This is a genomic window from Methylobacterium currus, from assembly GCF_003058325.1.
In the GTDB taxonomy this organism is placed as follows: Bacteria; Pseudomonadota; Alphaproteobacteria; order Rhizobiales; family Beijerinckiaceae; genus Methylobacterium; species Methylobacterium currus.
The window spans coordinates 2,205,370-2,231,613 of the sequence record NZ_CP028843.1; the positions used below are offsets into that span (position 1 = coordinate 2,205,370).

The window sequence follows — 26,244 nt, forward strand, 5'->3', positions numbered from 1 at the left end:
CCGGCATGGATCTCGGCCCTCACGCCCCCTTCATCCTGGGCGCCTACGGCTTCACCGGCTTGGTGATCCTCGGCCTCGTCGCCCACGCGTTCCTCGACCGGCGGGCGCAGGAGCGGGCGCTCGCCCGGCTCGCGCAGGAACCGCCTCCGCGGGGCCGCCGGTGAGCGACGTCCCCTTGCATCCGGTCGAGGAGACCGAGGAGCCGCCGCGCCGCAGCCGGCTCCTCTTCCTGCTGCCGCTCCTCGCCTTCGCAGGCCTGGCCGGCATCTTCCTCGGCAAGCTGCTCACCACCGGATACGATCCCTCCGCCATCCCCTCGGCCCTGATCGGCCGCCAGGTGCCGGACTTCACCCTGCCGCCGGTCCCCGGCCTGACGGCCGACGGCGCCGCGGTGCCGGGCCTGACGGCCGCCGATTTCAAGGGCAAGGTGACGGTGCTGAACGTCTGGGCCTCGTGGTGCGCACCCTGCCAGGTCGAGCATCCGATGCTGGTGCGGCTCTCCCGCGACGGGGTCAACCTCGTCGGCATCGACTACAAGGACCAGCCCGAGAACGGCCGCCGCTTCCTCGGCCGTCACGGCAATCCGTTCCGCGCGGTGGGGGCCGACGAGGCCGGCCGCGTCGGCATCGATCTCGGGGTCTACGGCGTGCCGGAGACCTTCGTGATCGGACCGGACGGGCGAATTCGCGAAAAACTCGTCGGCATCCTGACGCCGGAGAATTACGACGCCTTCCTGGCGCGGGTGCGGGCGATGCAGTAGGGGGCCCTCGTGCCCCTGTCGCGGATCTCCTTCGGCGAACGCGTCAGTCGTCCGGGATAGGGGCGAGGCTATCGCCTCGCTCCCTATTTCGGCAGCGCGTAGATGTTGACCTCCAGCGCGTCGTCGGACGGGCTCGCGAGCGGGGTCAGGTATTCTTCCACGAAGGCATCCTGGACGAGGATGCCCTTGGCATCGAGATAGGCCGTCACCGTCTCGTAGGTCTGGTCGATGCCCTCGTAGGCGCCCTTGTGGGTGAAGCGCAGGGCCTTGCCGCTCGGCGTCGAGCCGAAGCGCAGGTCGTCCGGGAGGCCGGCGGGACGCGGGTTCGGGGCGGCCTCGACCGGCACCATCACCTCGAACTGGAAGCCGTCATCGTCGGTGCGGGTGAAGACCGAGATCGGCTGGCCGTTGGCCTTGATGCCGGCCCCTGCAAGCGCCGCCTCGACCTTGGCGATCGCGTCCTTCAGGCTCGGCAGCGCCTGATCCCACTTCGCGGTGCCGGACAGGATCGCGGCGGGCTTGGCCGGCAGCGTCACCTCGTCGACGTCGGACGGGTCGCCCGGATTGGCGACGAGGGGCGCGCGCCCGGCGGTCGGGGGCACCGGCGTCGCGGGCGGCAGCGCCTTGTCGGGCGCGGGCGGGGCCGGCGCCTGGTTGGTCCCCTGGCCCGGGCCGGGCGCCGTGGTGGTCGGCAGCGGCGCCGATTGCGCCGGCGACGGGGTGCCGGCCGGGGGCGCGGCCGGCGACGGCGCGGGAGCCGGGGCAGGCTGCTGCGCAAGGACCGGCTGGGCAAAGACCGAGGCCCCGCAGGCCAGGGCCGCGGCGAGGCCGATCGCGATCGTCGGGAAGCGGGTCTTCATCACGGGCGGAGCGCTCCGGGCTCTGGCGCGGGCTGGCAGTGCCGGCCGGCATTGGCGTGGGCCGGCATCGCCGGCCGGATCGAACGCGTCAAGCGCAAAGCCGTTGCGGGCTCATCGCGAGAGCGTGAGGGCGGGGCCTCGTCCCGACGCCCGGTCGGCTCGCCTGCGCGCCGGTTCTGGTCCATACACCGCGCGGCCCCCATCTGCGCCTTGCCCGTCGGAGAATCCTGCCCGTGTCCCCCCTCGCCCATCGCCGCTTCCTGAAGATGAACGGGCTCGGCAACGAGATCGTGGTGCTGGACCTGCGCGGCAGCGACATCCGGGTGCAGCCGGAGGAAGCCCGCGCCATCGCGGCCGATCCGGCCTCGCGCTTCGACCAGATGATGGTGCTGCACGATCCCGTCACCCCGGGCACCGACGCCTTCGTGCGGATCTACAACACCGACGGCTCGGAGGCCGGTGCCTGCGGCAACGGCACGCGCTGCGTCGCCTGGGCGATGCTGGACGATCCGGCCATGGCGCGCCCGACACTGGGCGAGAACCTGATGCTCGAGACGAGGCCCGGGCTCCTCGAGGTCGTGCGGGTGTCGCCCGTGGATTTCACCGTCGACATGGGGGCGCCGCGGCTGCGCTGGGACGAGATCCCGCTCGCCGAGCCGTTTCCCGATACCCGCCGCATCGAGTTGCAGGTCGGGCCGATCGACGATCCGGTGCTGCACTCGCCGGGCGCGGTCAGCATGGGCAACCCGCACGCGGTGTTCTTCGTCGAGCGCGATCCAGACACATACGACCTCGGGCGGATCGGCCCGCTGCTCGAATCGCACCCGATCTTCCCGGACCGGGCCAACATCTCCCTCGCGCAGGTCATCGACCGCACGCATCTCCGCCTGCGGGTCTGGGAGCGCGGCGCCGGGCTGACGCGGGCCTGCGGCACCGCCGCCTGCGCCGCCCTCGTGGCGGCCGCGCGCCTGCGCCTGACCGGCCGCGAGGCCACCGTGACGCTGCCGGGCGGCGACCTGCGCATCGCCTGGGGCGAGGACGACCACGTCCGCATGACCGGCCCGACCGAGTTGGAACACGAGGGCACCTTCGCAGCCTCACTGTTCGAGGCGTCGTCGTGAGCGTCGAGGTCCTGAGCTTCGGCTGCCGCCTCAACGCCGCCGAATCGGAGGCGATGCGCCGTCAGGCGGAACAAGCGGGCCGCACCGACCTCGTCGTCGTCAATACCTGCGCGGTGACGGCGGAGGCCGGGCGTCAGGCCCGCAAGGCGATCCGGGCCGCCGCGCGCGCGAACCCGGCGGCGCGGGTGGTGGTGACCGGCTGCGGCGCGCAGGTCGAGACCGAGGCCTACGCCGCCATGCCGGAGGTGGCCGAGATCCTCGGCAACCGCCGCAAGCTCGATCCGACGGTCTGGACCGACGCGTCGCCAGAGCGCGTGCGGATCGACGACGTGATGGCCTCAGACGCCGATCCGCTGCCGGAGCCGGCGCCGATGCGGGCGCGCACCCGCGCCTTCCTGCCGGTGCAGAATGGCTGCGACCATCGCTGCACCTTCTGCGTCATCCCGTTCGGCCGCGGCAACTCGCGATCGGTGCCGGCGGCGAGCACCGTGGCGCAGGTCCGCGCCCTGGTGGAGCTTGGCACCCGCGAGGTGGTGCTGACCGGCGTCGACCTCACGGCCTATGGCCGCGACCTCGGCGGCCCCACGCTCGGCGGCCTGGTGCGGGCGATCCTGCGCGGGGTGCCCGACCTCGACCGCCTGCGCCTGTCCTCGATCGATTCCGTCGAGGCCGATCCGGAGCTGGTGGCGGCCTTCGCCGAGGAGGCGCGGCTGATGCCGCATCTCCACCTCTCGCTCCAGTCCGGCGACGACCTGATCCTGAAGCGCATGAAGCGCCGCCACGGCCGGGACGACGCGATCCGGTTCTGCACGGAGATCCGGCGCCTGCGCCCCGACGCGGTCTTCGGCGCCGACCTGATCGCCGGCTTCCCGACCGAGACCGAGGCGCAGTTCGCCCGCTCCCTCGACCTCGTCGAGGAATGCGGGCTGGCCCAGCTCCACGTCTTCCCCTACTCGCCCCGCCCCGGCACGCCGGCCGCCCGAATGCCGCAAGTCGCGCCGGCCGAGATCCGCGACCGGGCGGCGCGCCTGCGCGAGGCGGGTGCCGCAGCCTTCGCCCGCCGCCTCGACCGCGAGGTGGGCGAGACCCGCCGGGTCCTCGCCGAGCGCGGCGGCACCGGGCGGACGGAAGGGTTTTTGCCGGTGCGGCTGCCGGAGGGGGTGACGGCGGGGGCGCTCGTCGACCTGCGCATCGCCGGGCATGACGGGCAGATGCTGTGGGCGGCCTGACAGATTTCCCTCCGTCAGTCGTGCGGTCCTCCATCGTCATCCCGGATTCCGCTGCGCGGCCCCGGGATGACGTAGAGGGTGTGGAGGGGCGTTGGGGCCGACGAGGTGGTGCCTGTCCGGACGCACCTCGAATCCTCACCCCTCCCCCATCCCGCACGCCCGCAAACCCTCCCGCATATGCCCCGGCGCCGGCGCCTCGACCGCGATCGCCGGCTTCTTCGGGTAGAGCGGCAGGGCCAGCGCCCGGGCGTGGAGCTGCAGCCCCGGCCCGCCCTGGCGCGGGGCGCTGCCGTAGACCGTGTCGCCGAGGATCGGCCAGCCCATCGCGGCGCAATGCACCCGGAGCTGATGGGTGCGCCCGGTCACCGGGGAGAGCGCCAGCCAGGTCCGCCCGGCGGCCGCGTCGCGCCCCATGACCCGCCAGCGGGTGAGCGAGGGATCCCCGGCGGGATCGGTCTTCATCCACCAGCTGCGCGGGTCGTCGGAACGGCGCATCAGCGGCAGGTCGATCTCGCCGGCTTCCTCCGCCGGACCGCCCTCGACCAGCGCCCAATAGGTCTTCTCGGCCCGACCTTGCGCGAACAGGGCGTTCAGCCGGGCCAGCGCCTTGGCGTGGCGGCCGAGCGCCAGGCAGCCGGAGGTGTCGCGGTCGAGGCGATGGGCGGCTTCCGGCCGGCGCGGCAGGCCGAAGCGCAGGGCGTCGAGGTGCTGGGTGAGCGTCTCGCCACCCTTCGGCCCCGGATGCACCGGCAATCCCGCCGGCTTGTCGATGACGAGCACCAGGGCATCGCGGTAGAGGAGCCGCGAGAGTATGTCGTCAACGATCATGAGCCTGTCGCAGTGGCGGCGGATGCGGGCGAAGTTCGGGGCAGGCCGCCCTAGATCGTCCGCAGGGTCGGGAGCAAGTGCGGATGAGTGAGACGAAACAGCCGGGCTGGTTCGGACGACTGTTCGGCCGGAAGGCCGAGACGCCGACGGAGACCCCTGCCGAAACGCCCGCCGAGGCTCCCGCCGGATCCGCCGAGCCCGGACCCGACCCTGCCGGGACGATGCCGACGGAGCCCACCGGCACCCTGTCGGAGGGCGTGCCCGACTTCGCCACCGGCGCCGACGACGTGCTGCCGGCGCCGCCGACCGTGACCGAAGCCTCGCCCGAGACCGAGCCGGCGCACGACCTGCCGGAGGAGCTGGCCGGCGCCGACCTGGAGCCCGTCGAGGGGATGCAGCCCGAAGGCCAGGTGCCGGCGGCCCCCGAACCCGAGGCGGCCGAGGCGCCCGAGGCCGAGATCCGGGACTCCGCGGTCGAGGCGTCCGAGGTCCAGGAGCCCGAGGTTCAGGAGCCCGAGGTCCAGGAGCCCGAGGTTCAGGAATCCGAGCCCGCCTCGCTGGTGATCTACCAGCCCCCGGCGGAGCCCGAGGCCCCGGCGGAGAAGCGCAGCTGGTGGGGTCGGCTGACCGGCGGCCTCAAGCGCACCTCCTCGGCCCTGTCCGACCGGGTGACCGGGCTGTTCACCAAGCGCAAGCTCGACGCCGACACCCTGGAGGAGCTGGAGGACGCGCTGATCCAGGCCGATTTCGGTCTCGAGACCGCGACGCGGATCGCCGAGGCGGTCGGGAAGGGCCGCTACGAGAAGGGCATCGCCCCCGACGAGGTGCGGGCGATCCTGGCGACGGAGGTCGAGCGCGCCCTCGATCCGGTGGCGCAGCCGCTCGTCATCGACACGACGAAGAAGCCGTTCGTGATCCTGATGATCGGCGTCAACGGCGCCGGCAAGACCACGACGATCGGCAAGCTCACCCAAAAATTCCGGGCACAGGGGCACAGCGTGATGCTGGCCGCCGGCGACACCTTCCGGGCCGCGGCGATCGAGCAGCTGCGGGTCTGGGGCGAGCGCACCGGCGCGCCGGTGGTGGCCCGCCCGCAGGGCTCGGACGCCGCCGGCCTCGCCTACGACGCCCTCCAGGCCGCCCGCGACGCCGGCACCGACATCCTGCTGATCGACACCGCCGGCCGGCTCCAGAACAAGGCCGGGCTGATGGCGGAGCTGGAGAAGGTGATCCGGGTCATCCGCAAGCTCGACGCGGAGACGCCCCACGCCGTGCTCCTGGTCCTCGACGCGACCGTGGGCCAGAACGCGCTGAACCAGGTCGAGATCTTCCAGAGGGCGGCCGGGGTCACCGGCCTCGTCATGACCAAGCTCGACGGCACCGCCCGCGGCGGCATCCTGGTGGCGCTCGCCGCCAAGTTCGGCCTGCCGGTGCACTATATCGGCGTCGGCGAGGGGGTCGACGACCTGGAGCCCTTCGCGGCGCGGGACTTCGCCCGGGCGATCGCCGGGCTGGACAAGGGGTGAGCGGGGGGCCCCGCCCGGCCCCTCACTCGGCGCAATAGGCCGCCATCCCTTCCGCCAGCGCGTCGAACGTCACCCGACAGCGGCGTAGGGAGCGCAGGTCCTCGTGCATCGCCACGAAGGTCGGCAGCTCCCAAACAATCTCCGGCAGCACCCGGATCAGGTCGGGGTCGCGGGCAGCCAGCACCGTGTGGCAGGCGCCGAGGCCGAAGCCGGCCCGGAGCGCCGCGAGCTGCGCCAGGGTGCTGTCGCTGCGCCATGCGAAGGAGGTCTCGCCGAGGGCGGGCGCCGCCCGCATCATCGCCCGCAGGAACGGCGTCTCGGCGTCGAACCCGATCACGCTGTGGCGGGCGAGATCCGCCGCGGTCGCCGGCACGCCGCGCCGGTCGAGGTAGCGGCGATGCCCGTAGAGGCCGAGGCGGACCGTGCCGACCCGGCGCGCCACCAGCGCCTCTTGCGTCGGCGGCGCCATGCGCAGGGCGATGTCGGCGTCGCGCCGCAGCAGGTCCTGCATCCGGTCGGAGAGCACCACGTCGAGGGCGAGGCCGGGATGGCGCGCGTGCAAAGCGGCCAGGATCTGCGGCAGCACCTCGGCGCCGACCACCTCGGAGGCGGTGATCCGCACCCGGCCGGACAGGCCCTCGGCCTCCGCCGTCACCGCCCGGCACAGGGCCTCCGCGGTCGCCTTCAGGGATCGCGCGTAGGGCGCCAGGATCAGGGCGGCCTCGGTCGGCGCCAGGCCGGCGGGCGAGCGGGTGAACAGGGCGACGCCGAGCGCCTGCTCCAGGGCCGCGATCTGCCGGCCGAGAGTCGGCTGCGTCAGGCCGAGCGCCCGCGCGGCGCCAGAGAGGGAGCCTTCCTCCAGCACGGCGAGCGCGGCGCGGTAATGGTCCCAGCTCGGCTCGGTCATGCGAAACCGTATAGCCGATCGCCGCGCTTGGGAAATTGTCGTCGTACCGACGTCCTGGCACACCATCGTCGTCACCGAACGAGGAGCACGCGATGACGACGAGGACGGCCCTGGTTCTGGGCGCGACGGGCGGGGTGGGCGGCGCGGTGGCGCGGCGTCTCGCCGCCGAGGGCTGGATGGTGCGGGCCCTGCACCGCGATCCCGGCCGCGCCGCCTGCAGGAATGATGGGTTCGCCTGGATGCGGGGCGACGCGATGGTGCCCGGGGACGTGGTCGCGGCGGCGGCCGGCGCGTCGCTGATCGTCCACGCCGTCAACCCGCCGGGCTACCGCGACTGGGGCCGGCTGGTGCTGCCGATGCTCGATTCCTCAATCGCGGCGGCCGAAGCCGCGGGAGCCCGCCTGATCCTGCCCGGCAACGTCTACGTCTATGGCCGCGATGCCGGCTCGAACCCGGGCGCCGACGCTCCCCAGACGCCCCGGACCGCCAAGGGCCGCATCCGCATCGCTATGGAGGAACGCCTGCGGGATTCGGGCGTGCGCAGCCTGATCGTGCGGGCCGGCGACTTCTTCGGGCCCGGCACCACTGCCAATTCCTGGTTCTCCTCCGCCCTGGTGCGGCCAGGCCGTCCGGTGCGCAGGGTGCTCGATCCCGGCGCGCCGGGAATCGGCCACCAATGGGCCTACCTGCCCGACGTCGCCGAGACCATGGTGCGGCTCGCTGGGCGGGAGACGGAGCTTCCGCACTTCGCGACCTTCAACATGGACGGGCACTGGGACCCGGACGGACGGCGGATGATCGCGGCGATCGTGCGGGCGGTAGGCGGCCGGGTGCGGGTGCGGCGCTTCCCCTGGGCGCTCCTGCCGCTCGCCGCGCCGTTCTGGCCGCTGGCGCGGGAAATCCGCGAGATGCGCTACCTGTGGCGGGAGCCGTTGCGGATGAGCAATGCGGGGCTGGTGGCGTTCCTGGGGTGCGAGCCGCACACGCCCCTGGACGAAGCGGTGCGCGAGACGCTCGTGGGGCTGGGGTGCCTGCCGGAGCAGGGTTTGAGATGAAGGGAGACCCGGTCCCGTCGGCATGATCGGGGCACGGGTTCGTTGCGACCGAGAGGAGGGCCGAGATGGGTGCAACCGTACCGATCGGTGCCTCGCCCTCCCCCATGATCCCGTGCAGGATGACGGCAGGGCGTCAGGATATGGTCAGGAATGGGATCGCTCAGGGTACGGTTCGGGCTGCTGGTCGGGAGCGCGGCCGCCCTCGTGGTGCTGGCGGCGCTCAGTCTCTACGGGGCGATGCACGCCGCCGAGCGCACCCTCGACGCGACGCTCGACGCGCAGGTGCGCCTCGAGCTGATCGCCGAACTGTCCGGGCGCCTGACCGAGTTCGGCCTCGCCTCGGTCGAGGCGGTGAGCGACAATCCGGGCCGGCCCGAGCGGCTGACCAATGCCCGCAACGAGGTCGACCGGGCGCTGAACGCCGTCGACGAGGGCCTGAGCCGGGCGGTCGCCGGGGCCGGCGGCGTCCTCGACCGCACGCAATACACCGCCCGGGCCCGACCGCTGGCCCGCCTGCGCGCCGCCCGCGCCATGCTCGACCGGCAGGTGGCGCAGATCCAGCGCGAGCCGGATCCCGGCCGGCGCGCCGACGCGATCCGCGGCGCCCTCAACGCCTTCGGGGCGGTGACGGGCCAGCCCCTCACCTTCCTGGTCGAGGCCGAGCGCCGGGCGGTCGAGGCCTCCGCGGCGGAGGTCCGGACGCTGGCGGCCCGGATGCGCGGCGTCGCGGTGGCGGCGGCCGGGCTGATCGTGCTGCTCCTCATCCTCCTGCACCAGAGCCTGACCCGGCCGATCCTGCGCCGGATCGAGGCGATCCGGGCCGGGGCCGCGGCGATCGGCCGGGGCGAGCTCGACACCCGCTTGACTGTCGCGAGCCGCGACGAGCTCGGCCTGCTCGTCGCGAGCTTCAACCGGATGGCGGCGCGGCTGAAGCGGCGGGAGTCCCGCGTCGCCGCCGACCGGGCGGCGCTGGAGGAGATCGTCGCCCGCGCGACCGCCGACCTGCGCGGCGCGAATGCGCGGCTGGAGGAGATCGACCGCTCGCGCCGGCGCTTCTTCGCCGATGTCAGCCACGAGCTGCGCACGCCGCTGACCGTGATCCTCGGCGAATGCGACCTCGCCGCGCGCTCGCCCGACACGCCGGACCAGTTCCGGCCGGTGATCGCCACCATCCGCAAGCGGGCGCTGCGGCTGCACCGCCGGGTCGGCGACATGCTGCGGGTCGCCCGCTCGGAATCCGGCCAGATCGCGCTGGAGCGTCGCCCGGTGAGCCTCGCCGCCACCTTGACCGAGGCGGTGGAGAGCTGTGCGCCCGAGGCCAAGCGCCGCCGCATCGCGCTGGCCCTGGAGCCGAGCGCCGCCGATGTCGAGGTGCCGGCCGATGCCGAGTGGCTGCGCCAGATCGTCGAGGGGCTGATCGACAACGCGCTCCGCCACGCCGCCGGCGCGACCCGGGTAAGCGTCGGCTTCGCCGCGAGCGGCAAGGGCGCCTCCGTCACGGTGACGGATGACGGCCCGGGCTTCCCGGAAGAGGCCGACGCCCTGTTCGAGCGCTTCCGCCGCGGGGACGGTCCCGGCCCCGCTCCGGCCGGCTTCGGCATCGGGCTCGCTCTGGCGCGCTGGGTCGTTGAGCGCCATGATGGGGCGATCCGCCTGGAATCGGGGGATCCGGAAAGGCGGGACTTCGGCGCCAGGGTCACCCTGGAGCTGCCCGGCGAGGAAACGAGGGAGGATGCGGCATGACCGGGCGACCGGGACGGGGCGCATGACGAGCGTGCTCATCGTCGAGGATGACGGCGACATCCGCGCCATGCTGGCGAGGGGCCTCTCCGCCGAGGGTTTCGCGGTCGATCTCGCCGGCGGGGTCGACGAGGCGCTGGCCGCCGCCCGCGAGCGGGTGCCCGAGGCGGTGCTCCTCGACAACATGCTGCCGGACGGGTCGGGCCACGACGTCTGCCGCTCGCTCCGCGAGGGCGGCTATCCGGGGGCAATCCTGTTCCTGAGCGCCAAGGACGAGGTCGGCGACCGGGTCGACGGCCTGGCGGTCGGGGCCGACGACTACATCGTCAAGCCGTTCGTGTTCGACGAGTTGCTCGCGCGCCTGCGCACCCACCTGCAGCGGCGGCGCGTGACAGGCGAATCCCGCACCCTGGTCAGCGCCGGGCGCCTCTCGCTCGACCTCGCCACGCGGCAGGTCCGCTTCGGCGAGGTCACGGCCCGCCTGACCCAGCGCGAGGCCGAGCTGCTGGCGATCCTGATGGAGCAGGCGAGCCGCCCGGTCACCCGGGGCGACATCTTCGACCGGCTCTGGGCGAGCCAGGGCGGCCTCTCCCTCAACGTAGTCGACGTCTATGTGGGCTACCTGCGCACCAAGCTCGCCGACATCGTCCGGGCCGGCGGCCCGAGCCTCGTCACCGTGCGCGGCCGCGGCTTCATGCTCGACCTGCACGAGGCCGGGTTTCGCCAGTGACGAAATTATTTTGGACACAATTGATATTGGCTAAAGCCTTGGCCGTCATGCACAATAAGACCGGTCTGAGAATACCAGCTCCCGCCCGCCCCGTGGATTCGGCAAAATAGCGCTTGCGCTCCGGGCGCGGATTGCCGATATATCCCGAGGTGACGGAAAACACTGTCATCTCAAAGTCTTAGGAACCTCTTAGAGGTTTCCGGTCCTCAGGAGAAACGCCATGAAGTGGTCGATGCCCGTCGTCGCCGAGGTCTGTGTCGGCATGGAAGTCACCAGCTACGAGTCGGCCGAGATCGATCCCTTCAACTAAGGGCTCGCACGGTTTGCGCCTCCGGCGGTCTCCTGCCGGATGGCGCTCGACACGGACATTTTTCAAGAAGCCCGGCCGTTCGAGCCGGACCGTCCGCCGAAGTCGAAGGAGGAACGCATGACCTGGTCGCTGCCCATCGTCGCCGAGATCTGCGTCGGCATGGAAGTCACCTCTTACGAATCCGCCGAGATCGACCCCTTCCACTGACACGGGATCGGCCGCGGATCATGCACGCCATCGTTCTGGGATCCGGAGCGGGCGGGGGCGTGCCGCAGTGGAACTGCCGCTGCCCGATCTGCGCCATGGCCCGGGCGGGCGACCGCCGGGTTCTGCCGCGCACCCAGTCGAGCCTGGCCGTCTCCGCCGACGGCGACCACTGGCTCCTGGTGAACGCCTCGCCGGACATCCGCCAGCAGCTTTTCGACACGCCGGCCCTGCATCCGCGGGAGGGCCTGCGCCACTCGCCGATCCGGGCGGTGCTGCTCACCAACGGCGACGTCGACCACGTCGCGGGCCTCCTGACCTTGCGCGAGGGCCAGCCCTTCCGCCTCCACGCGACGCGCGGCATCCTCGACTCGATCGGCGACAACCGGGTCTTCGACGTGATGGCGCAGGGCTTGGTGGAGCGCGTCGAGATCGCGCTGAACGAGCCCTTCTCGCCGGTGCCGGGGCTCTCCGTGACCCTGTTCCCGGTGCCCGGCAAGGTGCCGCTCTGGCTGGAGGACGGCACGCCGGAGATCGGCGCCGAGACCGAGAGCACCGTGGGCGCGATGATCGAGGCCGGGGGCAAGCGCCTCGCCTACGTGCCGGGCTGCGCCCGCGTCACCGAGGGCCTGAAGGAACGAATTTCCGGGGTCGACGCGCTCCTGTTCGACGGCACGGTGCTTGCCGACGACGACATGATCCGGGCCGGGGTCGGCACCAAGACCGGCTGGCGCATGGGCCACCTGCCGATGACCGGCGAGGGCGGCTCGGTGGCGGCCTTGGCCGAGGTGCCGATCGGCCGGCGCGTCTTCGTGCACATCAACAACACCAATCCGGTGCTGATCGAAGGCTCGGAGGAGCGCCGCGGCATCGAGGCGGCGGGGTGGGTCGTGGCGCATGACGGGTTGGCGCTGCGGCTGTGAGAGGCGCCCGCCCGTTCTCGTCGCGGCGTCGGCTCATCGGCCCGGACCCGTCGAGGGTCTGCCTCCCCAGGCACTTTGGTCGCCCTTGACCGCGCCTTGCGGCAGGTCAATCTCCCGCCCACGGGACCGCTGATAACGAAGAAGCCGAACACGCCAGGACGCCCGACGCCATGACCGCCTCCCTCGCCCTGTCCCTGAGCCCGACCGAGCCCACGGACCGCCTGCTCTCCCCGGCCGAGCTCGAAGCGGCGCTCCGCGACATCGGGGCGCGGCGCTACCACAACCTGCATCCGTTCCACCGCCTGCTGCACGACGGCAAGCTCGACAAGGATCAGGTGCGGGCCTGGGCGCTCAACCGCTACTATTACCAGGCGATGATCCCTGTGAAGGACGCCACCCTGCTGGCCCGGCTGCCGGACGCGAGCCTTCGCCGGGTCTGGCGCCAGCGCATCGTCGACCATGACGGCGACCACGAGGGCGACGGCGGCATCGAGCGCTGGCTGAAGCTCGCCGAGGGCGTCGGCTTCGAGCGCGACTACGTGCTCTCTACAAAGGGTATCCTCGCCGCGACCCGCTTCTCGGTCGAGGCCTACGTGCATTTCGTCGCCGAGCGCTCGCTGCTCGAGGCCATCGCCTCCTCGCTGACCGAGATGTTCTCGCCGACCATCATCTCGGAGCGCGTCGCCGGGATGCTGAAGAACTACGACTTCATCACCCGCGAGACCCTGGCCTATTTCGACAAGCGCCTGACCCAGGCGCCACGGGACGCCGATTTCGCCCTCGACTACGTGACGCGCCACGCCGTCACGCCGGAGCAGCAGGCCCAGGCCCTCGACGCCCTGCGCTTCAAGTGCAGCGTGCTGTGGACCCAGCTCGACGCGCTCTACTTCGCCTACGTGTCCCCTGGGATGATCCCGCCGGATGCCTGGCGCCCGGGCGTGGGTCTGCGGGTGGAGAACGGCGCATGAGCCTGACCCCCGACAGCGTGCCGCGCCTGCCCCGCGGGGTGCGGATGCGCTTCGACGCGGTGCGCAACGCCCACGTGCTGCTGGCCCCCGAGCGCACCTTCGACCTCGACCAGAACGCCGTCGCGGTGCTGGGGCTGGTCGACGGGTCGCGCAGCATCCGGTCCATCGCCGAGGCGCTGGCGCAGCAATACGAGACCGACCGCGGCATCATCGAGCCCGACGTCATCGCCATGCTGGACGGCCTGCTGCTCAAGCGCGTGCTCGAGACCGTGCCGGCGGCGTAAGGCCCCCGGGAGGGACAGTCATGAACGCCGTCACGCCTGCTGGTCCTTCTGCCAGCCCCCCTGCCCTGCCGGCCCCGATCGGGCTCCTCGCCGAGCTGACCCATCGCTGCCCCCTGCGCTGCCCCTATTGCTCGAACCCCCTCGAGCTCGACCGGCGCTCGGCCGAGCTCGACACCGCGACCTGGCAGCGGGTGCTCGCCGAGGCGGCGGCGCTCGGCGTCCTCCACGTCCACCTCTCGGGCGGCGAGCCGACGGCGCGGCAGGACATCGTCGCCATCACCCGGGCCTGCGCCGAACTCGGCCTGTACTCGAACCTGATCACCTCCGGGGTGGCCGGCGCACTCGACAAGCTCGACGCCCTCTACGACGTCGGGCTCGATCACGTGCAGCTCTCGGTCCAGGCGGTCGAGGCGGCCAATGCCGAGCGCATCGGCGGCCTGAAGAACGCGCAACCGCAAAAATTCGCCTTCGCCGAGCGGGTGACGGCGCTCGGCCTTCCGCTGACGCTGAATGCCGTGATCCACCGCGGCAACATCGCCGAGGTACCGGCGCTGATCGATCTCGCCGTCCGCCTCGGCGCCAAGCGCCTGGAGGTCGCCCACACCCAGTATTACGGCTGGGCCTACGTCAACCGCGCCGCCCTGATGCCGGCGAAGGCCGATGTCGACCGCTCGATCCGCGCCGTCGAGGAGGCGCGCGAGCGGCTGAAAGGCCAGCTCGTCATCGACCTCGTGGTGCCGGACTACTACGCCAAGTACCCCAAGGCCTGCGCCGGCGGCTGGGGCCGGCGGCTGATGAACGTCACGCCGACCGGCAAGGTGCTGCCCTGCCACGCCGCGGAGACGATTCCCGGCCTGGAGTTCTGGCACGTCCAGGATCATTCCCTGGCGGAGATCTGGGCCGGGTCGCCGGCCTTCCGGGCCTATCGCGGCACCGAGTGGATGCAGGAGCCCTGCCGCTCCTGCGACCGGCGCGAGAAGGATTGGGGCGGCTGCCGCTGCCAGGCCCTGGCGCTCGCCGGCGATGCCGCCGCCACCGATCCGGCCTGCTCGCTCTCGCCCCTTCACGGCAAGGTGCAGGCGCTGGCGATCGCCGAATCGGCGCTGGAGACCGCGCCCGACTACCAGTATCGCACCATCGGCGGCGCACCCCGTGCCGCCATCCCCGAGGGAGCGCCCGTGTGAGACGCCTCGTCCTGGTTGCCGTCCTCTCCGCCCTCCTCGGCGGCCCGGCCCTGTCGCAGGGGACGTCACAGCAAGCGACGCCACAGCCAGACGCGCCGCCGACCGCCGCCGCGCTCCTGTTCGAGACCAACCAGCTCGCCAATGCCCCGCCGGGCCGGACCCTGAGCTACCGCTACACCCGCTTCAGCGGCATCGACGGCGCGCCCTTCGGTCCGCCGGTCGAGGATCGCATCCGCGAGGAGGTGGCGCCGGGCGCGAGCCCGGAGAACCGCAACCTCAGGGTCGAGATGTTCTCCGGCGAGCGCCGGATGCCGACCGCGACCTACGAGGACGTGCCGGGCAACCCCGTGCTGGTGCGCTTCCTCGAGCACCATCTCGACGACCTCGCCAAGGTGCTCAAGGGCAACCCGCGCTACATCAAGAACGCCATCCGGCGCTCATTGCGCGAGAGCGCGAGCGTGACCCCGGCCGAGGTCGAGGCGGAGGGCGGCAGGAAGCCGGGCTGGCGCGTGGTGGCGCGGCCCTTCGTCGACGATCCGGTGCGCGAGCGCCTGCGCGGCTTCGACAGCCTGACCTACACCTTCGTGGTCTCCGGTGCCGTGCCCGGCCAGATCGTCTCGATCGACGCCCGGGCGACGAGCCCGGAGGGCGGGATTCTGCTGCAGGAAACGCTGACCTATGAACCGAATGCTGGTTAAGGCGCTGATCGCGGGCGGCGCGATGGTCGCAGCCGGAATCGGGCCCGCGCGCGCCGACGACAACGATTACCCGACCGAGGCGCGGGCCGATTACGTGTTCGGCTGCATGGCGGCGAACGGCCAGACCCGCGAGGCGCTGACGAAATGCGCCTGCTCGATCGACGCCATCGCGGCGATCCTGCCCTACGACAAGTACGTCCAGGCCTCGACCATCCTCGGCATGCGCCAGGGCATCGGCCAGCGCGCCAACGAGTTCCGCTCGACCAAGATGTTCGACGACAAGGTGTCGGAGCTGCGCCGGGCCCAGGCCGAGGCGGAGATCCGCTGCTACCGGCCGACGGCGAACTGACGGGCGGGTTCAGGCGCCCGGACCGGCGGCGTCTCGCCGGCCACGACGACGCGGTTGCGCCCGCCATGCTTGGCCGCGTACAGGGCCTTGTCGGCCTGGCGCAGCAGCGCATCGACCTCGGTGCCGGCTTCCGTGACGGCGAGGCCGGCGCTGACCGTGAACGACAGGGTCGCGCCCTCGACCTCCACCCTCATCCGCGCCACCCCGATCCGGAGCGCTTCCGCGAAGGCGGCGGCCCGGTCGCGCGAGCCGTACGGCAGCAGGCAGGCGAATTCCTCGCCGCCGAGCCGCCCGGCCGCCACGGCATCGGTCCGCCGCACCGGCCCGCTGCCCTGCAACTGGCGGGTGATCTCGTCGGCGAAGGCGCGCAGGGCCGCATCCCCGGCGGCGTGCCCGTGGCCGTCGTTGATCGCCTTGAAGTGGTCGATGTCGAGCATCAGCAGCGCGACCGGTTGCCGGCCGCGGAGGATCCGGTCCGAGGCCGCCTCCAGGAAGGCGCGCCGGTTCAGGAGGCCGGTCAGGGAGTCGGTCCGGGCTGCCCGGTGCTGCAGCAGCGCCTCGGTGTCGAGCTCCAGCGTCGTCACCGCCAGCAGCATGATCAGGTAGGTGATCATGTTGAGGAGGAGCATGATCGCGCTCCAGAGGTCCGGCTCGAACAAGGGCGCGGGCACCGCCGGGTTGATCAACGAGTAGACGATCGTCCAGACCGACAGCGAGGCGTGGACGAGCAGGACCGCACCGGCCATCAGGCGGCCGAAGCGCAGCCCGAGCCGACCCGCCCGGAGGAATTCCAGGCACATGGCGAAGGAGTAGCCGGCGATGATGGCCGAGGCCACGGCATTGCGGGCCTGCTCGGCGGCGTAGAGGCCCGGGACCAGGCAGGCCGCGGTCCACAGGGCGGAGCCGATCCACAGGGTCCAGGGCCGCCCCGGCTTGCGGGCGGCGGTGCGCACGGCGCCGAGGAAGAAGGCGAAGGTCTGGATGAAGCAGACCAGCGCCAGCCACACCGCGACCCAGTCCGGCGCGGCTTGGCGGGACATGAACAGGAGGCAGCCGAACGTCGCGCATCCCGTCGAGGCCGCGAGCCAGAGATAGATCCGGCGGCTGCGCTGGGACAGCCAGGCGAGCAGGAAGTACAGGCTCGTCACCAGGTCGATGATGGCCGAGGTGATGAACAGCGTCGGCAGATCGAGCGACATGGTGAAGCGTCCCGACGCGGGTGAAGTGCCTGCGCGCCATGCCGGAGAGAGACCGGTTCTATCCCCCGCTCCCCGCGTCACCGCCTGAGGCTGGCCGGCGGTGATGAGCCTGACGCTTCGCGTGGGGAAAATACGGGACATCGACGGGGCAGGATAGGGCCGCCCAACGCCTCTCCCGCCCGAACGCAATGGAATGGGCGTCCCTGAACTTGGAGCGATCGGCGGTCCGCTCCGCAGGACGTGGTCGCCGGGCGCCGGGCTCAGGCGGTCGGGCTGATCCCGTCCACGGCACGGATGCGGGGCACGGCGAAGTCGGTGAAGGCGCGCACGGCCGGCCGCATGTGGCGGGCCGAGGGAAAGACCAGGAAGGCTTCCGTCGAGCGGAGCGCGTAGTCGGGCAGCACGCGTGCGAGCCGGCCCGCGGCCAGATCCTCGGCGACCAGCAGACGCTGCGCCGGTCCGACGCCGCGCCCGTCCCGCAAGGCGGAGACCAGCACCTCGGCGCTGTTCGTGCGCAGGACCGGACGGACCGGGACATCGATCGTCCGACCGCCGTGCTGAAGCGCCAATGCGGTGCGCGACACGGCCGCCGAGGCGATCATGACGACGTCGCTCGCGGCGAGCCGCTCGGGCGTGTCGATCGCGCCCGCCCGCGCCAGGTAGGCCGGCGCCGCGACCAGGATGCGGCGCGACCAGCCGAGCCGACGGATGACGAGGTCCTGTCCCTCCGGTCGTCCGTAGCGCAGCGCGAGGTCGTAATCCTCGTGGACGAGGTCCACCACCCGTTCTTCCAGCACGAGGTCGACCGTGACCCGGGGATGCTGCGCCTGGAAGTCGGCCACGATCGGATGCAGGTGCCTGACGCCGATGCAGGACGGCGCGTGCAGGCGCAGCCGGCCCTCGACCTGGGCCCCTTCGGCGCGCACGTCCTCCAGGGCCGCATCGATCGCCGCGATCGCCGGCTGGCACGCCGCGTAGAGCCGCTGGCCCTGCGGGGTCGGCCGCACGAGGCGCGCGGAGCGCTCCAGGAGGCGCGCGCCGACATGGGCCTCGAGATTGCGCAGATGCTTGCTGATCGCGGGTTGCGACACGGCGAGATCGCGCGCCGCGGCGGTCATCGAGCCGCGGTCGACCGTGCGTTGGAAGGCGCGCAGGGCGAGAGCCAGGTCCATCGATGCCATCCGGTTATGGGTCGGATCACCGCATGACCGATCGACGGGGCGGAAGCATGGCGGTTTCCTGCGGGCCTCCCGGATCAACCGACACATCCGCCATGACCCTGACCCGCCGCAGCCTCCTCGCGAGCACGCCCCTGTTCCTCACCGGTTGCCTCGCGCATCGGGCGCTTCCCCCGGTCTCCGTCGGGCGCCCGCCCGTCGATCCCGGCACCCTTGCGATGTACGCGGCGCTCGACGACGAACCGTTCCCCGTACCGGCCGTCGACCTCTCGGAGATCGACGCGCGCTTCCTGCGCCGGGAGGTCGCCTACGCGACGCCGGAGCCGCCCGGGACCATCGTGGTCGATCCGGCCGCCCGCTTCACCTACCTCGTGCGCGAGGGCGGGCGCGCCATCCGCTACGGGGTGGGGGTCGGCAAGGTGGAGGCCTTCAACTTTCGCGGCGACGCGGTCATCGCGCGCAAGGCCGAATGGCCGCGCTGGACGCCGACTCCCGCGATGATCCGGCGCGAGCCGGAGCGCTACGGCCCGGTCGCCGGCGGCCTGCCGGGCGGCCCGGGCAATCCCCTCGGTCCGCGGGCGCTCTACCTGTACCGGAACGGGCAGGACACGCTGTACCGGCTTCATGGCACGACGGAGCCGGGGACGATCGGCACGATGGTGTCGTCGGGCTGCGTCCGGCTGCTGAACCAGGACATCATCGACCTCTACCGCCGCGTCCCGGTCGGCGCGCGCGCCGTCGTCCTGCCCGTGTCATAGCGCTCGTCGCGGCTCTCCGGGGCGGGTGAGCGCCGCGACGATCCGGCGCGATGTCCGCATCGGCTCGGACAGCTGCGAAACGCCCACGCGCGGTGCGATCCGATCGGTTGCGGCCCCGTCCGCAGGTCGGCACTCTGGGAGCCTCTCGGTCGGCGGGGATGCGTGATGAAGCGGCACATGAACCGGCACATGAATCGGCTCTTGGGACTGGCGCTGGCGGCGGGGTGCCTCGCTCAGCCGGCGAGGGCGGACGACCTCTCCCTCTGGTCGGTCTACGACCAGACGCTCCGCGCGGCGAAGTACATCGACCTCACCCACGCCTTCGCGCCGGTGCAGCCGGTCTGGCCGGGCTTTGCCGGAGCCACGTTCAAGCCGGCCCGGGCCGGCCGCACCCTGGAGGGCTTCGCCAAGGAAGGCGACGTCTTCACCTACGAGACCCACGGCTTCGTCGCCACCGCCTACGACCTGCCGACCGACCAGTACGGCACCCAGCTCGACCCGCCGGCGCACTGGAACCCGCGCGGCGCGACGATCAGCGACCTGCCGGCGACCTACACCCTGCGCCCGCTCGCGGTGATCGACATCTCGCAAAGGACCGCCCGCGACGAGGGCTATCACCTCCAGGTCGCCGACGTGACGGCCTGGGAGGAGAGGCACGGCCGCATCCCGGCCGGCGCCGTGGTGATGGTGCGCTCCGACTGGTCGAAGCGCTGGGCCGAGGCCGAGCGCTTCCGGCAGAAGCCGTTTCCGGGGGTGAGCCTCGCGGCCCTACAGTTCCTGCACCTGGAGCGCAAGATCCTGTTCCACGGCCACGAGCCCCTCGACACCGACACAACGCCGAACCTCGAGGGCGAGGCCTGGCTGATGCACAACAACTTCGCGCAAGCCGAGGGCGTGACCAACCTCGACCAGGTGCCGGAAGCCGGCGCCCTGGTCGCGATCGGGTTCGCCAAGCCGCTCGGCGGCACCGGCGGCTATGCCCGCTACGTCGCCATCGCGCCGGCGAGCTGGCCGCACGGCGTCAGCGTCGACGCGGTGCCGGGCGCGCCGCTGCCGCTGCAGCCCGCGCCCCTGCGGCGGGACGCGGACGGGGTGATGCGGCCGGCAGGGCCGTGAGGATGAGGAGGCGAGGATGACGATGCAGGGCCGCCTCGCACCCGGTCAATCCATCCCCGGCTTGCCGCCCCTCAGCTTCTTCACGTCGCCACGCCGGCCCTTCTCTTCCAGCCGCCGCTTCTTCGAGGCCAGGGTCGGGCGGGTCGGGCGGCGCGGGGTCGGGGGCACGGCGGCCTCGCGGACGAGGTCGGCCAGTCGCTCCCGCGCCTCGGCGCGGTTGCGCTCCTGGGTGCGGTGGGTCTGGGCGGTGATGACCAGCACGCCGTCCGCCGTGAGCCGCCGCCCGGCGAGCTTCATCAGCCGGATCGCCACGGCGTTCGGCAGGGAGGGCGAGCGCCGCACGTCGAAGCGCAGCTGCACCGCCGACGAGACCTTGTTGACGTTCTGGCCCCCCGGGCCGGAGGCGCGCACGAAGCTCTCCTCCAGCTCGGATTCGTCGAGGGTGATCCAGGGCGTGCATTCGAGACCCACGACCGGCGCTCCCGAGAACCATGTGCGAGACGTTCGTTCGACGCCGCCGCCATCCCACGAAACCGGCGCGCGCGCTACATCTCACCGGTGCCCAAGACATTCTCCAAGCCATCGTCCCGCAAGCAGCCCTCGCCCGAGGAGGCCGGTCCCGCGCCGCTCCCCGCCCTGCCGGCCGCCTTCGCCGCCTGGTTCGCGGAGCGCGGCTGGGCGCCGCGGCCGCACCAGCTCGCCCTGCTGGCGGCGGCGCAAGCCGGGCGCTCGGCCCTGCTGGTGGCGCCGACCGGGGCCGGCAAGACGCTGGCGGGCTTCCTCCCCACCCTGGTCGAGCTGGCCGAGGGCAGCGGCCAAGGAAGCCGCAAGGGGGGCCTGCACACCCTCTACATCTCGCCGCTCAAGGCGCTGGCCGTCGACATCGCCCGCAACCTCGACGCGCCGGTCGTAGGCCTCGGGCTCGAACAGACGATCCGGATCGAGACCCGCACAGGCGACACCCCGTCGCACAAGCGCAGCCGTCAGGTCGCCCGCCCGCCGCACATCCTGCTCACCACCCCCGAGCAGCTGGCCCTGCTGATCGCCCACCGCGAGGCGGCGGAGCTCTTCCGCGGCCTCAAGCGCGTGGTCCTCGACGAGTTGCACGCGCTCGTCACCTCGAAGCGCGGCGACCTCCTCAGCCTCGGCCTCGCCCGCCTGCACCGGCTGGCGCCCGGCCTCGCCATGACCGGCCTCTCGGCGACGGTGCGCGAGCCCGATGCGCTCAGGCGCTACCTGGTGCCGCAGGTTCCGGACCCCGCGATGGCCGACCTCATCACCGTCCAGGGCGGCGCCCGGGCCGACCTGCGGATGCTCGAGACCGGCCGCACCCTGCCGCTCGCCGGGCACACGGCGTGGCAATCGATGCCGGCGGTCTACGACCTGATCCGGCAGCACAAGCTGGTCCTGGTCTTCGTCAACACACGGCTTCAGGCCGAGTACACGTTCCAGGAACTCTGGAACCTCAATGACGACGGCCTTCCGATCGCGCTCCATCACGGCTCCCTCGACGCCACCCAGCGCCGGAAGGTCGAGGCCGCGATGGCGGCCGGCGTGCTTCGCGCCGTGGTCTGCACCGCGACCCTCGATCTCGGCATCGACTGGGGCGACGTCGACCTCGTGATCAATATCGGGGCGCCCAAGGGGGCGAGCCGGATCATGCAGCGGATCGGCCGGGCCAACCATCGCATGGACGAGCCCTCGAAGGCCTATCTGGTGCCGGCCAACCGCTTCGAGATGCTGGAATGCCGCGCCGCCCTCGACGCCGTCGAGGAGGCGGCGCAGGACACGCCCGATCCGCGCATCGGCGCCCTCGACGTGCTGGCCCAGCACGTGCTCGGCATGGCCTGCGCCGGTCCCTTCGGCGAGGACGACCTCTACGACGAGGTGCGGGCGGCGTCTCCCTACGCGGACCTGACCAGGGACGACTTCCTCCTCGTCCTCGACTACGTCGCCACCGGCGGCTACGCGCTGCGGGCCTATGAGCGCTTCGCCAAGATCCTGCGCGGGCCGGACGGGCTGTGGCGGGTGCGCGACGCCCGCACCGCGCAGCAATACCGGATGAATGTCGGCACGATCATCGAATCGACCAAGGTCAAGGTGCGGCTCGCCCGGCGCAACCGCACCAAGCCCGGCAGCGTGCTGCCGGCGGGCGGAAAGGTGCTCGGCGAGATCGAGGAGGATTTCGCCGAGACCCTGACGGTCGGCGACACCTTCCTGTTCGCCGGCGAGATCCTGCGCTTCGAGGGCCTGCACGAGGACGAGGCCCTGGTGACCCGCGGCCCCCCCGGCACCGACCCGGCGATCCCGAGCTATGCCGGCTCGAAATTCCCGCTCTCGACCTTCCTCGCCGCCCGGGTGCGGGCGCTGATCGCCGACCCGTTCGAGTGGGACCGGCTGCCGGCGCAGGTGGCCGACTACCTGGTGCAGCAGCGCCGCCGCTCCGTGCTGCCGGGCCCCCGCGACCTCCTGGTCGAGACGTTTCCGCGGGCGAACCGCCATTACCTCGCCTGCTTCCCGTTCGAGGGGCGGCTCGCCCACCAGACGCTCGGCATGCTGCTGACACGGCGGCTGGAGCGGGCCGGGATGCGGCCCTTGGGCTTCGCGGCCAACGATTACGGCCTCGCGGTCTTCTGCATCCGCGACCTCTCGGAGCGCATCGCCCGCGAGCCCGGCTTCCTCGACGGGCTGTTCGCGCAGGACATGCTCGGCGACGACCTGGAGGAATGGCTCGACGAATCCGCGATGATGAAGCGCACCTTCCGGCAATGCGCGGTGATCGCCGGGCTGATCGAGCGGCGCCATCCGGGCCAGCGCAAGACCGGGCGCCAGGTCACGATCTCGACCGACCTGATCTACGACGTCCTGCGCAAGCACCAGCCCGGCCACCTGTTGCTGCGGGCGGCGCGCCAGGATGCGGCAACCGGACTCCTCGACGTGGCCCGCCTCGGCGTGATGCTTGCGCGCATTCAGGGGCGAATCATTCACAAGTCCCTCGACCGGGTGTCGCCGCTCGCCGTGAACGTGATGCTCGAGATCGGGCGCGAGCGGGTCTACGGCGAGGGCGCGGACGAGATCCTGGCCGAGGCCGAGGCGGCTCTGCTCGGCGAGGCGCTGGCGTGATTCATGACGGACCGGAGGGCGCCCCGCTTCCTCAGAAGGACGACGACACCGTGGCGCTGCCGCTGAAGCTCGAGAAGACCCACAAGACCCCCGGCGTGACGCTCGCCGGAGAGACCCTCGCCCTCGATCTCAGCGGCGGATTGTGGCTACCGGAGCACCGCATGCTGGTGGTCTCCGACCTGCACCTGGAGAAGGGCTCGGCGTACGCTGCCCGCTCGGGCCAGTTCCTGCCGCCCTACGACACCCGGGAGACGCTGGCGTCCTTGCACGAGGCGGTGGCCCGCCTCGATCCGACATGTGTCGTGTGCCTCGGCGATTCCTTCCACGACGCGCAGGGGCCCGGCCGCCTCGACGTGGCCGACCGCGCCTTGATCGCCGCCCTGCAGGAGGGCCGCGACTGGGTCTGGATCTCCGGCAACCACGACCGGGCGGTGCAGGACGGCATCGGCGGCCGCTTCGCCGACACGCTGACGGTCGGCGGACTGACGCTCCGGCACGAGCCCGCCGCGAGCCCTGAGACCGGCGAGGTCGCCGGCCACTTCCACCCGGTCGGCAAGGTGGCGATGCGCGGCCGCGCCGTGCGCCGGCGCTGCTTCGTCCTCGACGGCACCCGTCTGGTGATGCCGGCCTTCGGTTCGCTGACCGGCGGGCTCAACGTGCGGGACAAGACCTTCGACGAGCTGTTTCCAGGCGGCTTCACCGCGCATCTGATCGGGGATGGGCGGGTTTTTGCGATCGCCCGCACGATGCTGACGCGGGAGTGAGGGCCGCCGTCCTACAAATTCCGCCTCGTCTCCAAGTCAAGCGCGTCCCCTCTCCCCAGTGGGAGAGGGAATCCCGCGACTGATGTCGAGGAGCCGGTTGCCGGATCACTACGAAACAGGTCCCAAAAACCCCGCCGCCAACAACGCCAAGCCGGCCACCCCCGACAAGACCATCCGCAACCGGCCGAGCCACGCCGGTACCAGCCCGCGCCGCGGCAGGTCCTGGTCGACGAGGCCCCAGGCCAGGACCAGGGCGCCGAGCGCCCGCAGATCCCAGGGCGCGGGGGCGAACAGGGCCGCCCAGGCGATGAGCGACGGCACGACCGAGACGGCGTAGTCGACGGCCTTCCCCTCCGGCGAGGCGGCGGCCGCGCCCCAGCGCAGGCCGCCGAGGAACGACGCGATGACGGCGCCATAGGCCGCAAGGAGCGGGCGCGGCGCCAAGCCGAAGAGCGACTGGCCGAGGATCACCAGGGCGCCGAGGCCCAGGAACGGGATCAATCCCGCGCCGCCGAGGACCAGGGCGGCAAGGGATGGGGTGCGGGGCATTCAGTCTCTCCGGAAGATCACGCTGGCGAGCCAGCCGGAGATGAGTGCCAGCGCGCCGGCGGCAAGCCCGTAGGCCAGCGACCAGTCGCGGGCCAACGTCGCGATGCCCTGCTCGATGCCCGACTTGACGAGGTCGAACCGCGCCTCGTGCCGCGCGAGCGGCACGCCGCCGGCGAGCAGCACCACCTCGACGTCGTAAGGACCGACCGGCGCGGTCGCGGGCAGCGGCGCGGTCGCGCGGAAGACCGTGGGCGACAGGAACCGCACCCCCGCCTCGGCCTCGGTGAACAGGCGCTCGCGCCGGCGCAGGCGCAGCAGGGCCTCGCGGAAGGGATCGTTGGGCGCCGGGGCCGCCAGGGTCAGGTCGGGAGCGGCCACGATGGCGCCGAGTCCGAGCCGCAGGCGCCGCCGCGTCGCCTCGTCGGCGATCTGCGCCAGGGGGCGGGAGGACAGGACCGCCAGGAAGCTCGGCACCTCGGCGAATTTCTGCTGCCCGCGATTGACCCAGACCGGCCCGAGCGCCTCCTTCTCGCGCACGGTGAGGGCCTGGCGCGGACCCCGGATCGTCACCGCCACGTCGTAGCCGCCGGAGCGCGCCCCCGCCTGCCCGTCGCGCTCGATGGCGCCGAACACCGCGACCGAGGTCCCCGCATAGGTCGAGGTGACGGCGAGCCGGCTGAAGGACAGGCTGACCACCAGGGATTCCGCCTGTCCCGGTTCGACAGCCGTACAGAAGAGGAGAAAAGCGAGCAGGGCGCGCGTCGGCGCGCCGGCATGGGCAGCGACGGCGCGCATCGGCGCGCCGGCTTGGGCAGGGACGGCGCGCATCAGCGCGCCGGCTTGGGCAGGGACGGCGCGCATCAGCGCGCCTCCTGGACCACGATCGAGAACGGCTCCTCGGGCCGCAAGCCCAGCTCGACCGCGAAGCGCAGGCCCACGGCCAGGACCAGGATGGCGAGGAGAAATCGAAAGTACTCCGAGCGCAGGTTGCGCCCGGCCCGCGCCCCGAACTGCGCCCCGAACACCCCGCCGACGATCAGGATCACCGCCAGCACGATGTCGACCGCCTGGTTCTGCACCGCGTGCAGCACCAGCGCGACGACGCTGGTGCAGACGATCTGGAACTGCGAGGTGCCGACCACCACCCCGGTCGGCACCCGCATCAGGTAGAGGAGCGCCGGGACCAGGATGAAGCCGCCGCCGATGCCGAGGACGGCGCCCGCGAAGCCCACGAACGAAGCGAGGCCGAGGATCGGGATCACGCTGGCATAGAGGCGCGAGCGGGGAAACCGCATCCGCAGCGGCCAGGCCATGTAGGCGGCGTGGTCGCCGCCGAGCCGCGCGGGGCGGGGCCGGCCGCGGTGGCGCGCCCAGGCGCTGCGCACGGAATCCGACAGCATCAGCCCGCCCACGACCGTGAACAAGGTGACGTAGGCGACCGTGATGACGAGATCGAGCTGCCCGGCCCGCCGCATGGCGGCGAAGAACCAGACGCCGAGGCTGGTGCCGGCGAAGCCGCCCAGCACCAGGACGAGGCCGAGGCGCAGGTCGAGGGCGTTGCGCCGGAGCGCCGCCAGGACGCTGGTGGCCGAGGAGGCGGCGATCGGGGCGGTCTGGGTCGCGACGGCGATGGCCGGCGGGATTCCCATCACGATCAGGATCGGCGTCATCAGGAAGCCGCCGCCGATACCGAACAGCCCCGAGACGAAGCCGACCGCCGCGCCGAGCCCGATGAGGAGCAGGACGCTGACCGGCATCTCGGCGATCGGAAGGTAGATCTGCAACGACGGAAGAGTCCGGGGAGCGGGGATCCCCGCTCTAGAGCATGTTGCGCCGGAGGGGAAACCGCGGGCGCCAAAGGCGAAACGGGCGCGGACCGTG

At 72.2% G+C, this 26,244-nt stretch carries 27 protein-coding genes and 1 pseudogene; 19 read left to right on the plus strand and 9 right to left on the minus strand.

The features are described 5' to 3' along the window. The first annotated feature begins 5 nt into the window (after positions 1–5). Both ccmD and DA075_RS10575 read left to right on the plus strand, forming a co-directional pair. On the plus strand, positions 6–164 hold the full coding sequence (gene ccmD, locus DA075_RS10570) for a heme exporter protein CcmD (protein ID WP_099953175.1): 159 nt from the start codon (positions 6–8) through the stop codon (positions 162–164). Further along, positions 161–760 (plus strand): DsbE family thiol:disulfide interchange protein, encoded by a 600-nt coding sequence (locus DA075_RS10575; protein ID WP_232385768.1) that lies wholly within the window; start codon positions 161–163, stop codon positions 758–760. The genes ccmD and DA075_RS10575 overlap by 4 nt, the downstream gene beginning before the upstream one ends. Positions 761–843: 83 nt before the next feature. On the opposite strand, the gene DA075_RS10580 is transcribed toward DA075_RS10575, so the two are convergent. Continuing rightward, on the minus strand, positions 844–1,620 hold the full coding sequence (locus DA075_RS10580; protein ID WP_099953176.1) for a GyrI-like domain-containing protein: 777 nt from the start codon (positions 1,618–1,620) through the stop codon (positions 844–846). Positions 1,621–1,853: 233 nt separating this feature from the next. Here DA075_RS10580 and dapF point away from each other — a divergent pair, with 233 nt between their 5' ends. Continuing rightward, positions 1,854–2,741 (plus strand): diaminopimelate epimerase, encoded by an 888-nt coding sequence (dapF, locus tag DA075_RS10585; RefSeq protein ID WP_099953177.1) that lies wholly within the window; start codon positions 1,854–1,856, stop codon positions 2,739–2,741. Further along, complete coding sequence (gene mtaB, locus DA075_RS10590; RefSeq protein ID WP_099953178.1) at positions 2,738–3,970, plus strand: tRNA (N(6)-L-threonylcarbamoyladenosine(37)-C(2))-methylthiotransferase MtaB; 1,233 nt, start codon at positions 2,738–2,740, stop codon at positions 3,968–3,970. The genes dapF and mtaB overlap by 4 nt, the downstream gene beginning before the upstream one ends. 135 nt (positions 3,971–4,105) lie before the next feature. Here the strand turns inward: mtaB and DA075_RS10595 are convergent, their stop codons facing one another. Further along, complete coding sequence (locus DA075_RS10595) at positions 4,106–4,798, minus strand: RluA family pseudouridine synthase (RefSeq protein ID WP_099953179.1); 693 nt, start codon at positions 4,796–4,798, stop codon at positions 4,106–4,108. 83 nt (positions 4,799–4,881) lie between these two features. Between DA075_RS10595 and ftsY the strand changes: the two genes are divergently transcribed. After that, positions 4,882–6,324 carry a signal recognition particle-docking protein FtsY gene (ftsY, locus tag DA075_RS10600; protein WP_099953180.1) on the plus strand — a complete coding sequence of 481 codons (1,443 nt, stop codon included), beginning with the start codon at positions 4,882–4,884 and terminating at the stop codon, positions 6,322–6,324. Between the two features lie 22 nt (positions 6,325–6,346). On the opposite strand, the gene DA075_RS10605 is transcribed toward ftsY, so the two are convergent. After that, entirely contained in the window at positions 6,347–7,231 is an 885-nt protein-coding gene (locus DA075_RS10605) for a LysR family transcriptional regulator (RefSeq protein WP_099953181.1), read from the minus strand. Between the two features lie 92 nt (positions 7,232–7,323). On the opposite strand from DA075_RS10605, the gene DA075_RS10610 reads away from it, so the two are divergent. From DA075_RS10610 to DA075_RS10660, 10 genes and pseudogenes are all read left to right on the plus strand, one after another. Beyond that, positions 7,324–8,286 (plus strand): NAD(P)H-binding protein, encoded by a 963-nt coding sequence (locus DA075_RS10610; RefSeq protein ID WP_099953182.1) that lies wholly within the window; start codon positions 7,324–7,326, stop codon positions 8,284–8,286. A gap of 150 nt (positions 8,287–8,436) precedes the next feature. Beyond that, positions 8,437–10,029, plus strand: a complete 1,593-nt coding sequence (locus DA075_RS10615; RefSeq protein ID WP_099953183.1) for a sensor histidine kinase — start codon at positions 8,437–8,439, stop codon at positions 10,027–10,029. A 22-nt stretch (positions 10,030–10,051) separates the two neighbouring features. Further along, complete coding sequence (locus DA075_RS10620) at positions 10,052–10,756, plus strand: response regulator transcription factor (RefSeq protein WP_099956529.1); 705 nt, start codon at positions 10,052–10,054, stop codon at positions 10,754–10,756. A gap of 220 nt (positions 10,757–10,976) precedes the next feature. Then, positions 10,977–11,066, plus strand: a complete 90-nt coding sequence (gene pqqA / locus DA075_RS10625) for a pyrroloquinoline quinone precursor peptide PqqA (RefSeq protein WP_048426854.1) — start codon at positions 10,977–10,979, stop codon at positions 11,064–11,066. Between the two features lie 117 nt (positions 11,067–11,183). After that, entirely contained in the window at positions 11,184–11,273 is a 90-nt protein-coding gene (pqqA, locus tag DA075_RS38370) for a pyrroloquinoline quinone precursor peptide PqqA (RefSeq protein ID WP_099953184.1), read from the plus strand. Between the two features lie 20 nt (positions 11,274–11,293). Continuing rightward, on the plus strand, positions 11,294–12,193 hold the full coding sequence (gene pqqB / locus DA075_RS10635; protein ID WP_099953185.1) for a pyrroloquinoline quinone biosynthesis protein PqqB: 900 nt from the start codon (positions 11,294–11,296) through the stop codon (positions 12,191–12,193). 170 nt (positions 12,194–12,363) lie between these two features. Then, positions 12,364–13,445 (plus strand): annotated as a pseudogene (pqqC, locus tag DA075_RS10640) (pyrroloquinoline-quinone synthase PqqC). A gap of 20 nt (positions 13,446–13,465) precedes the next feature. After that, positions 13,466–14,629 (plus strand): pyrroloquinoline quinone biosynthesis protein PqqE, encoded by a 1,164-nt coding sequence (pqqE, locus tag DA075_RS10650; RefSeq protein ID WP_099953188.1) that lies wholly within the window; start codon positions 13,466–13,468, stop codon positions 14,627–14,629. Further along, a complete protein-coding gene (locus DA075_RS10655; RefSeq protein WP_099953189.1) occupies positions 14,626–15,327 on the plus strand; it encodes a hypothetical protein in 702 nt (233 codons plus the stop codon). Before pqqE ends, DA075_RS10655 begins: the two co-directional genes overlap by 4 nt. Continuing rightward, entirely contained in the window at positions 15,308–15,676 is a 369-nt protein-coding gene (locus DA075_RS10660; RefSeq protein WP_099953190.1) for a hypothetical protein, read from the plus strand. The genes DA075_RS10655 and DA075_RS10660 overlap by 20 nt, the downstream gene beginning before the upstream one ends. Here the strand turns inward: DA075_RS10660 and DA075_RS10665 are convergent. Further along, a complete protein-coding gene (locus DA075_RS10665; RefSeq protein WP_164712292.1) occupies positions 15,655–16,875 on the minus strand; it encodes a GGDEF domain-containing protein in 1,221 nt (406 codons plus the stop codon). The genes DA075_RS10660 and DA075_RS10665 overlap by 22 nt on opposite strands. A gap of 260 nt (positions 16,876–17,135) precedes the next feature. Next, positions 17,136–18,047, minus strand: a complete 912-nt coding sequence (locus tag DA075_RS10670) for a LysR family transcriptional regulator (RefSeq protein WP_099953192.1) — start codon at positions 18,045–18,047, stop codon at positions 17,136–17,138. A gap of 101 nt (positions 18,048–18,148) precedes the next feature. Here DA075_RS10670 and DA075_RS10675 point away from each other — a divergent pair, with 101 nt between their 5' ends. Next, complete coding sequence (locus tag DA075_RS10675) at positions 18,149–18,811, plus strand: L,D-transpeptidase (protein WP_099953193.1); 663 nt, start codon at positions 18,149–18,151, stop codon at positions 18,809–18,811. Positions 18,812–18,976: 165 nt separating this feature from the next. Then, entirely contained in the window at positions 18,977–19,927 is a 951-nt protein-coding gene (locus DA075_RS10680; RefSeq protein ID WP_099953194.1) for a cyclase family protein, read from the plus strand. Positions 19,928–19,972: 45 nt separating this feature from the next. Here the strand turns inward: DA075_RS10680 and arfB are convergent, their stop codons facing one another. Next, a complete protein-coding gene (gene arfB / locus DA075_RS10685) occupies positions 19,973–20,398 on the minus strand; it encodes an alternative ribosome rescue aminoacyl-tRNA hydrolase ArfB (RefSeq protein WP_048453789.1) in 426 nt (141 codons plus the stop codon). Positions 20,399–20,563: 165 nt separating this feature from the next. Here arfB and DA075_RS10690 point away from each other — a divergent pair, with 165 nt between their 5' ends. After that, on the plus strand, positions 20,564–23,050 hold the full coding sequence (locus DA075_RS10690) for a ligase-associated DNA damage response DEXH box helicase (protein ID WP_099956530.1): 2,487 nt from the start codon (positions 20,564–20,566) through the stop codon (positions 23,048–23,050). A 50-nt stretch (positions 23,051–23,100) separates the two neighbouring features. Then, the gene (gene pdeM, locus DA075_RS10695; protein WP_099956531.1) at positions 23,101–23,814 is read left to right on the plus strand and encodes a ligase-associated DNA damage response endonuclease PdeM; all 714 of its coding nucleotides are present in this window, start codon (positions 23,101–23,103) and stop codon (positions 23,812–23,814) included. Positions 23,815–23,922: 108 nt separating this feature from the next. Here the strand turns inward: pdeM and DA075_RS10700 are convergent, their stop codons facing one another. The 3 genes from DA075_RS10700 to DA075_RS10710 are packed head-to-tail and all read right to left on the minus strand — an operon-like array spanning position 23,923 to position 26,147. Beyond that, entirely contained in the window at positions 23,923–24,363 is a 441-nt protein-coding gene (locus DA075_RS10700) for a DUF3429 domain-containing protein (RefSeq protein WP_099953195.1), read from the minus strand. Next, positions 24,364–25,224, minus strand: coding sequence for a TIGR02186 family protein (locus DA075_RS10705; protein WP_244936559.1), 861 nt, complete (start codon positions 25,222–25,224; stop codon positions 24,364–24,366). Further along, complete coding sequence (locus tag DA075_RS10710) at positions 25,224–26,147, minus strand: sulfite exporter TauE/SafE family protein (protein WP_099953196.1); 924 nt, start codon at positions 26,145–26,147, stop codon at positions 25,224–25,226. The genes DA075_RS10705 and DA075_RS10710 overlap by 1 nt, the downstream gene beginning before the upstream one ends. Positions 26,148–26,244 lie beyond the last annotated feature (97 nt).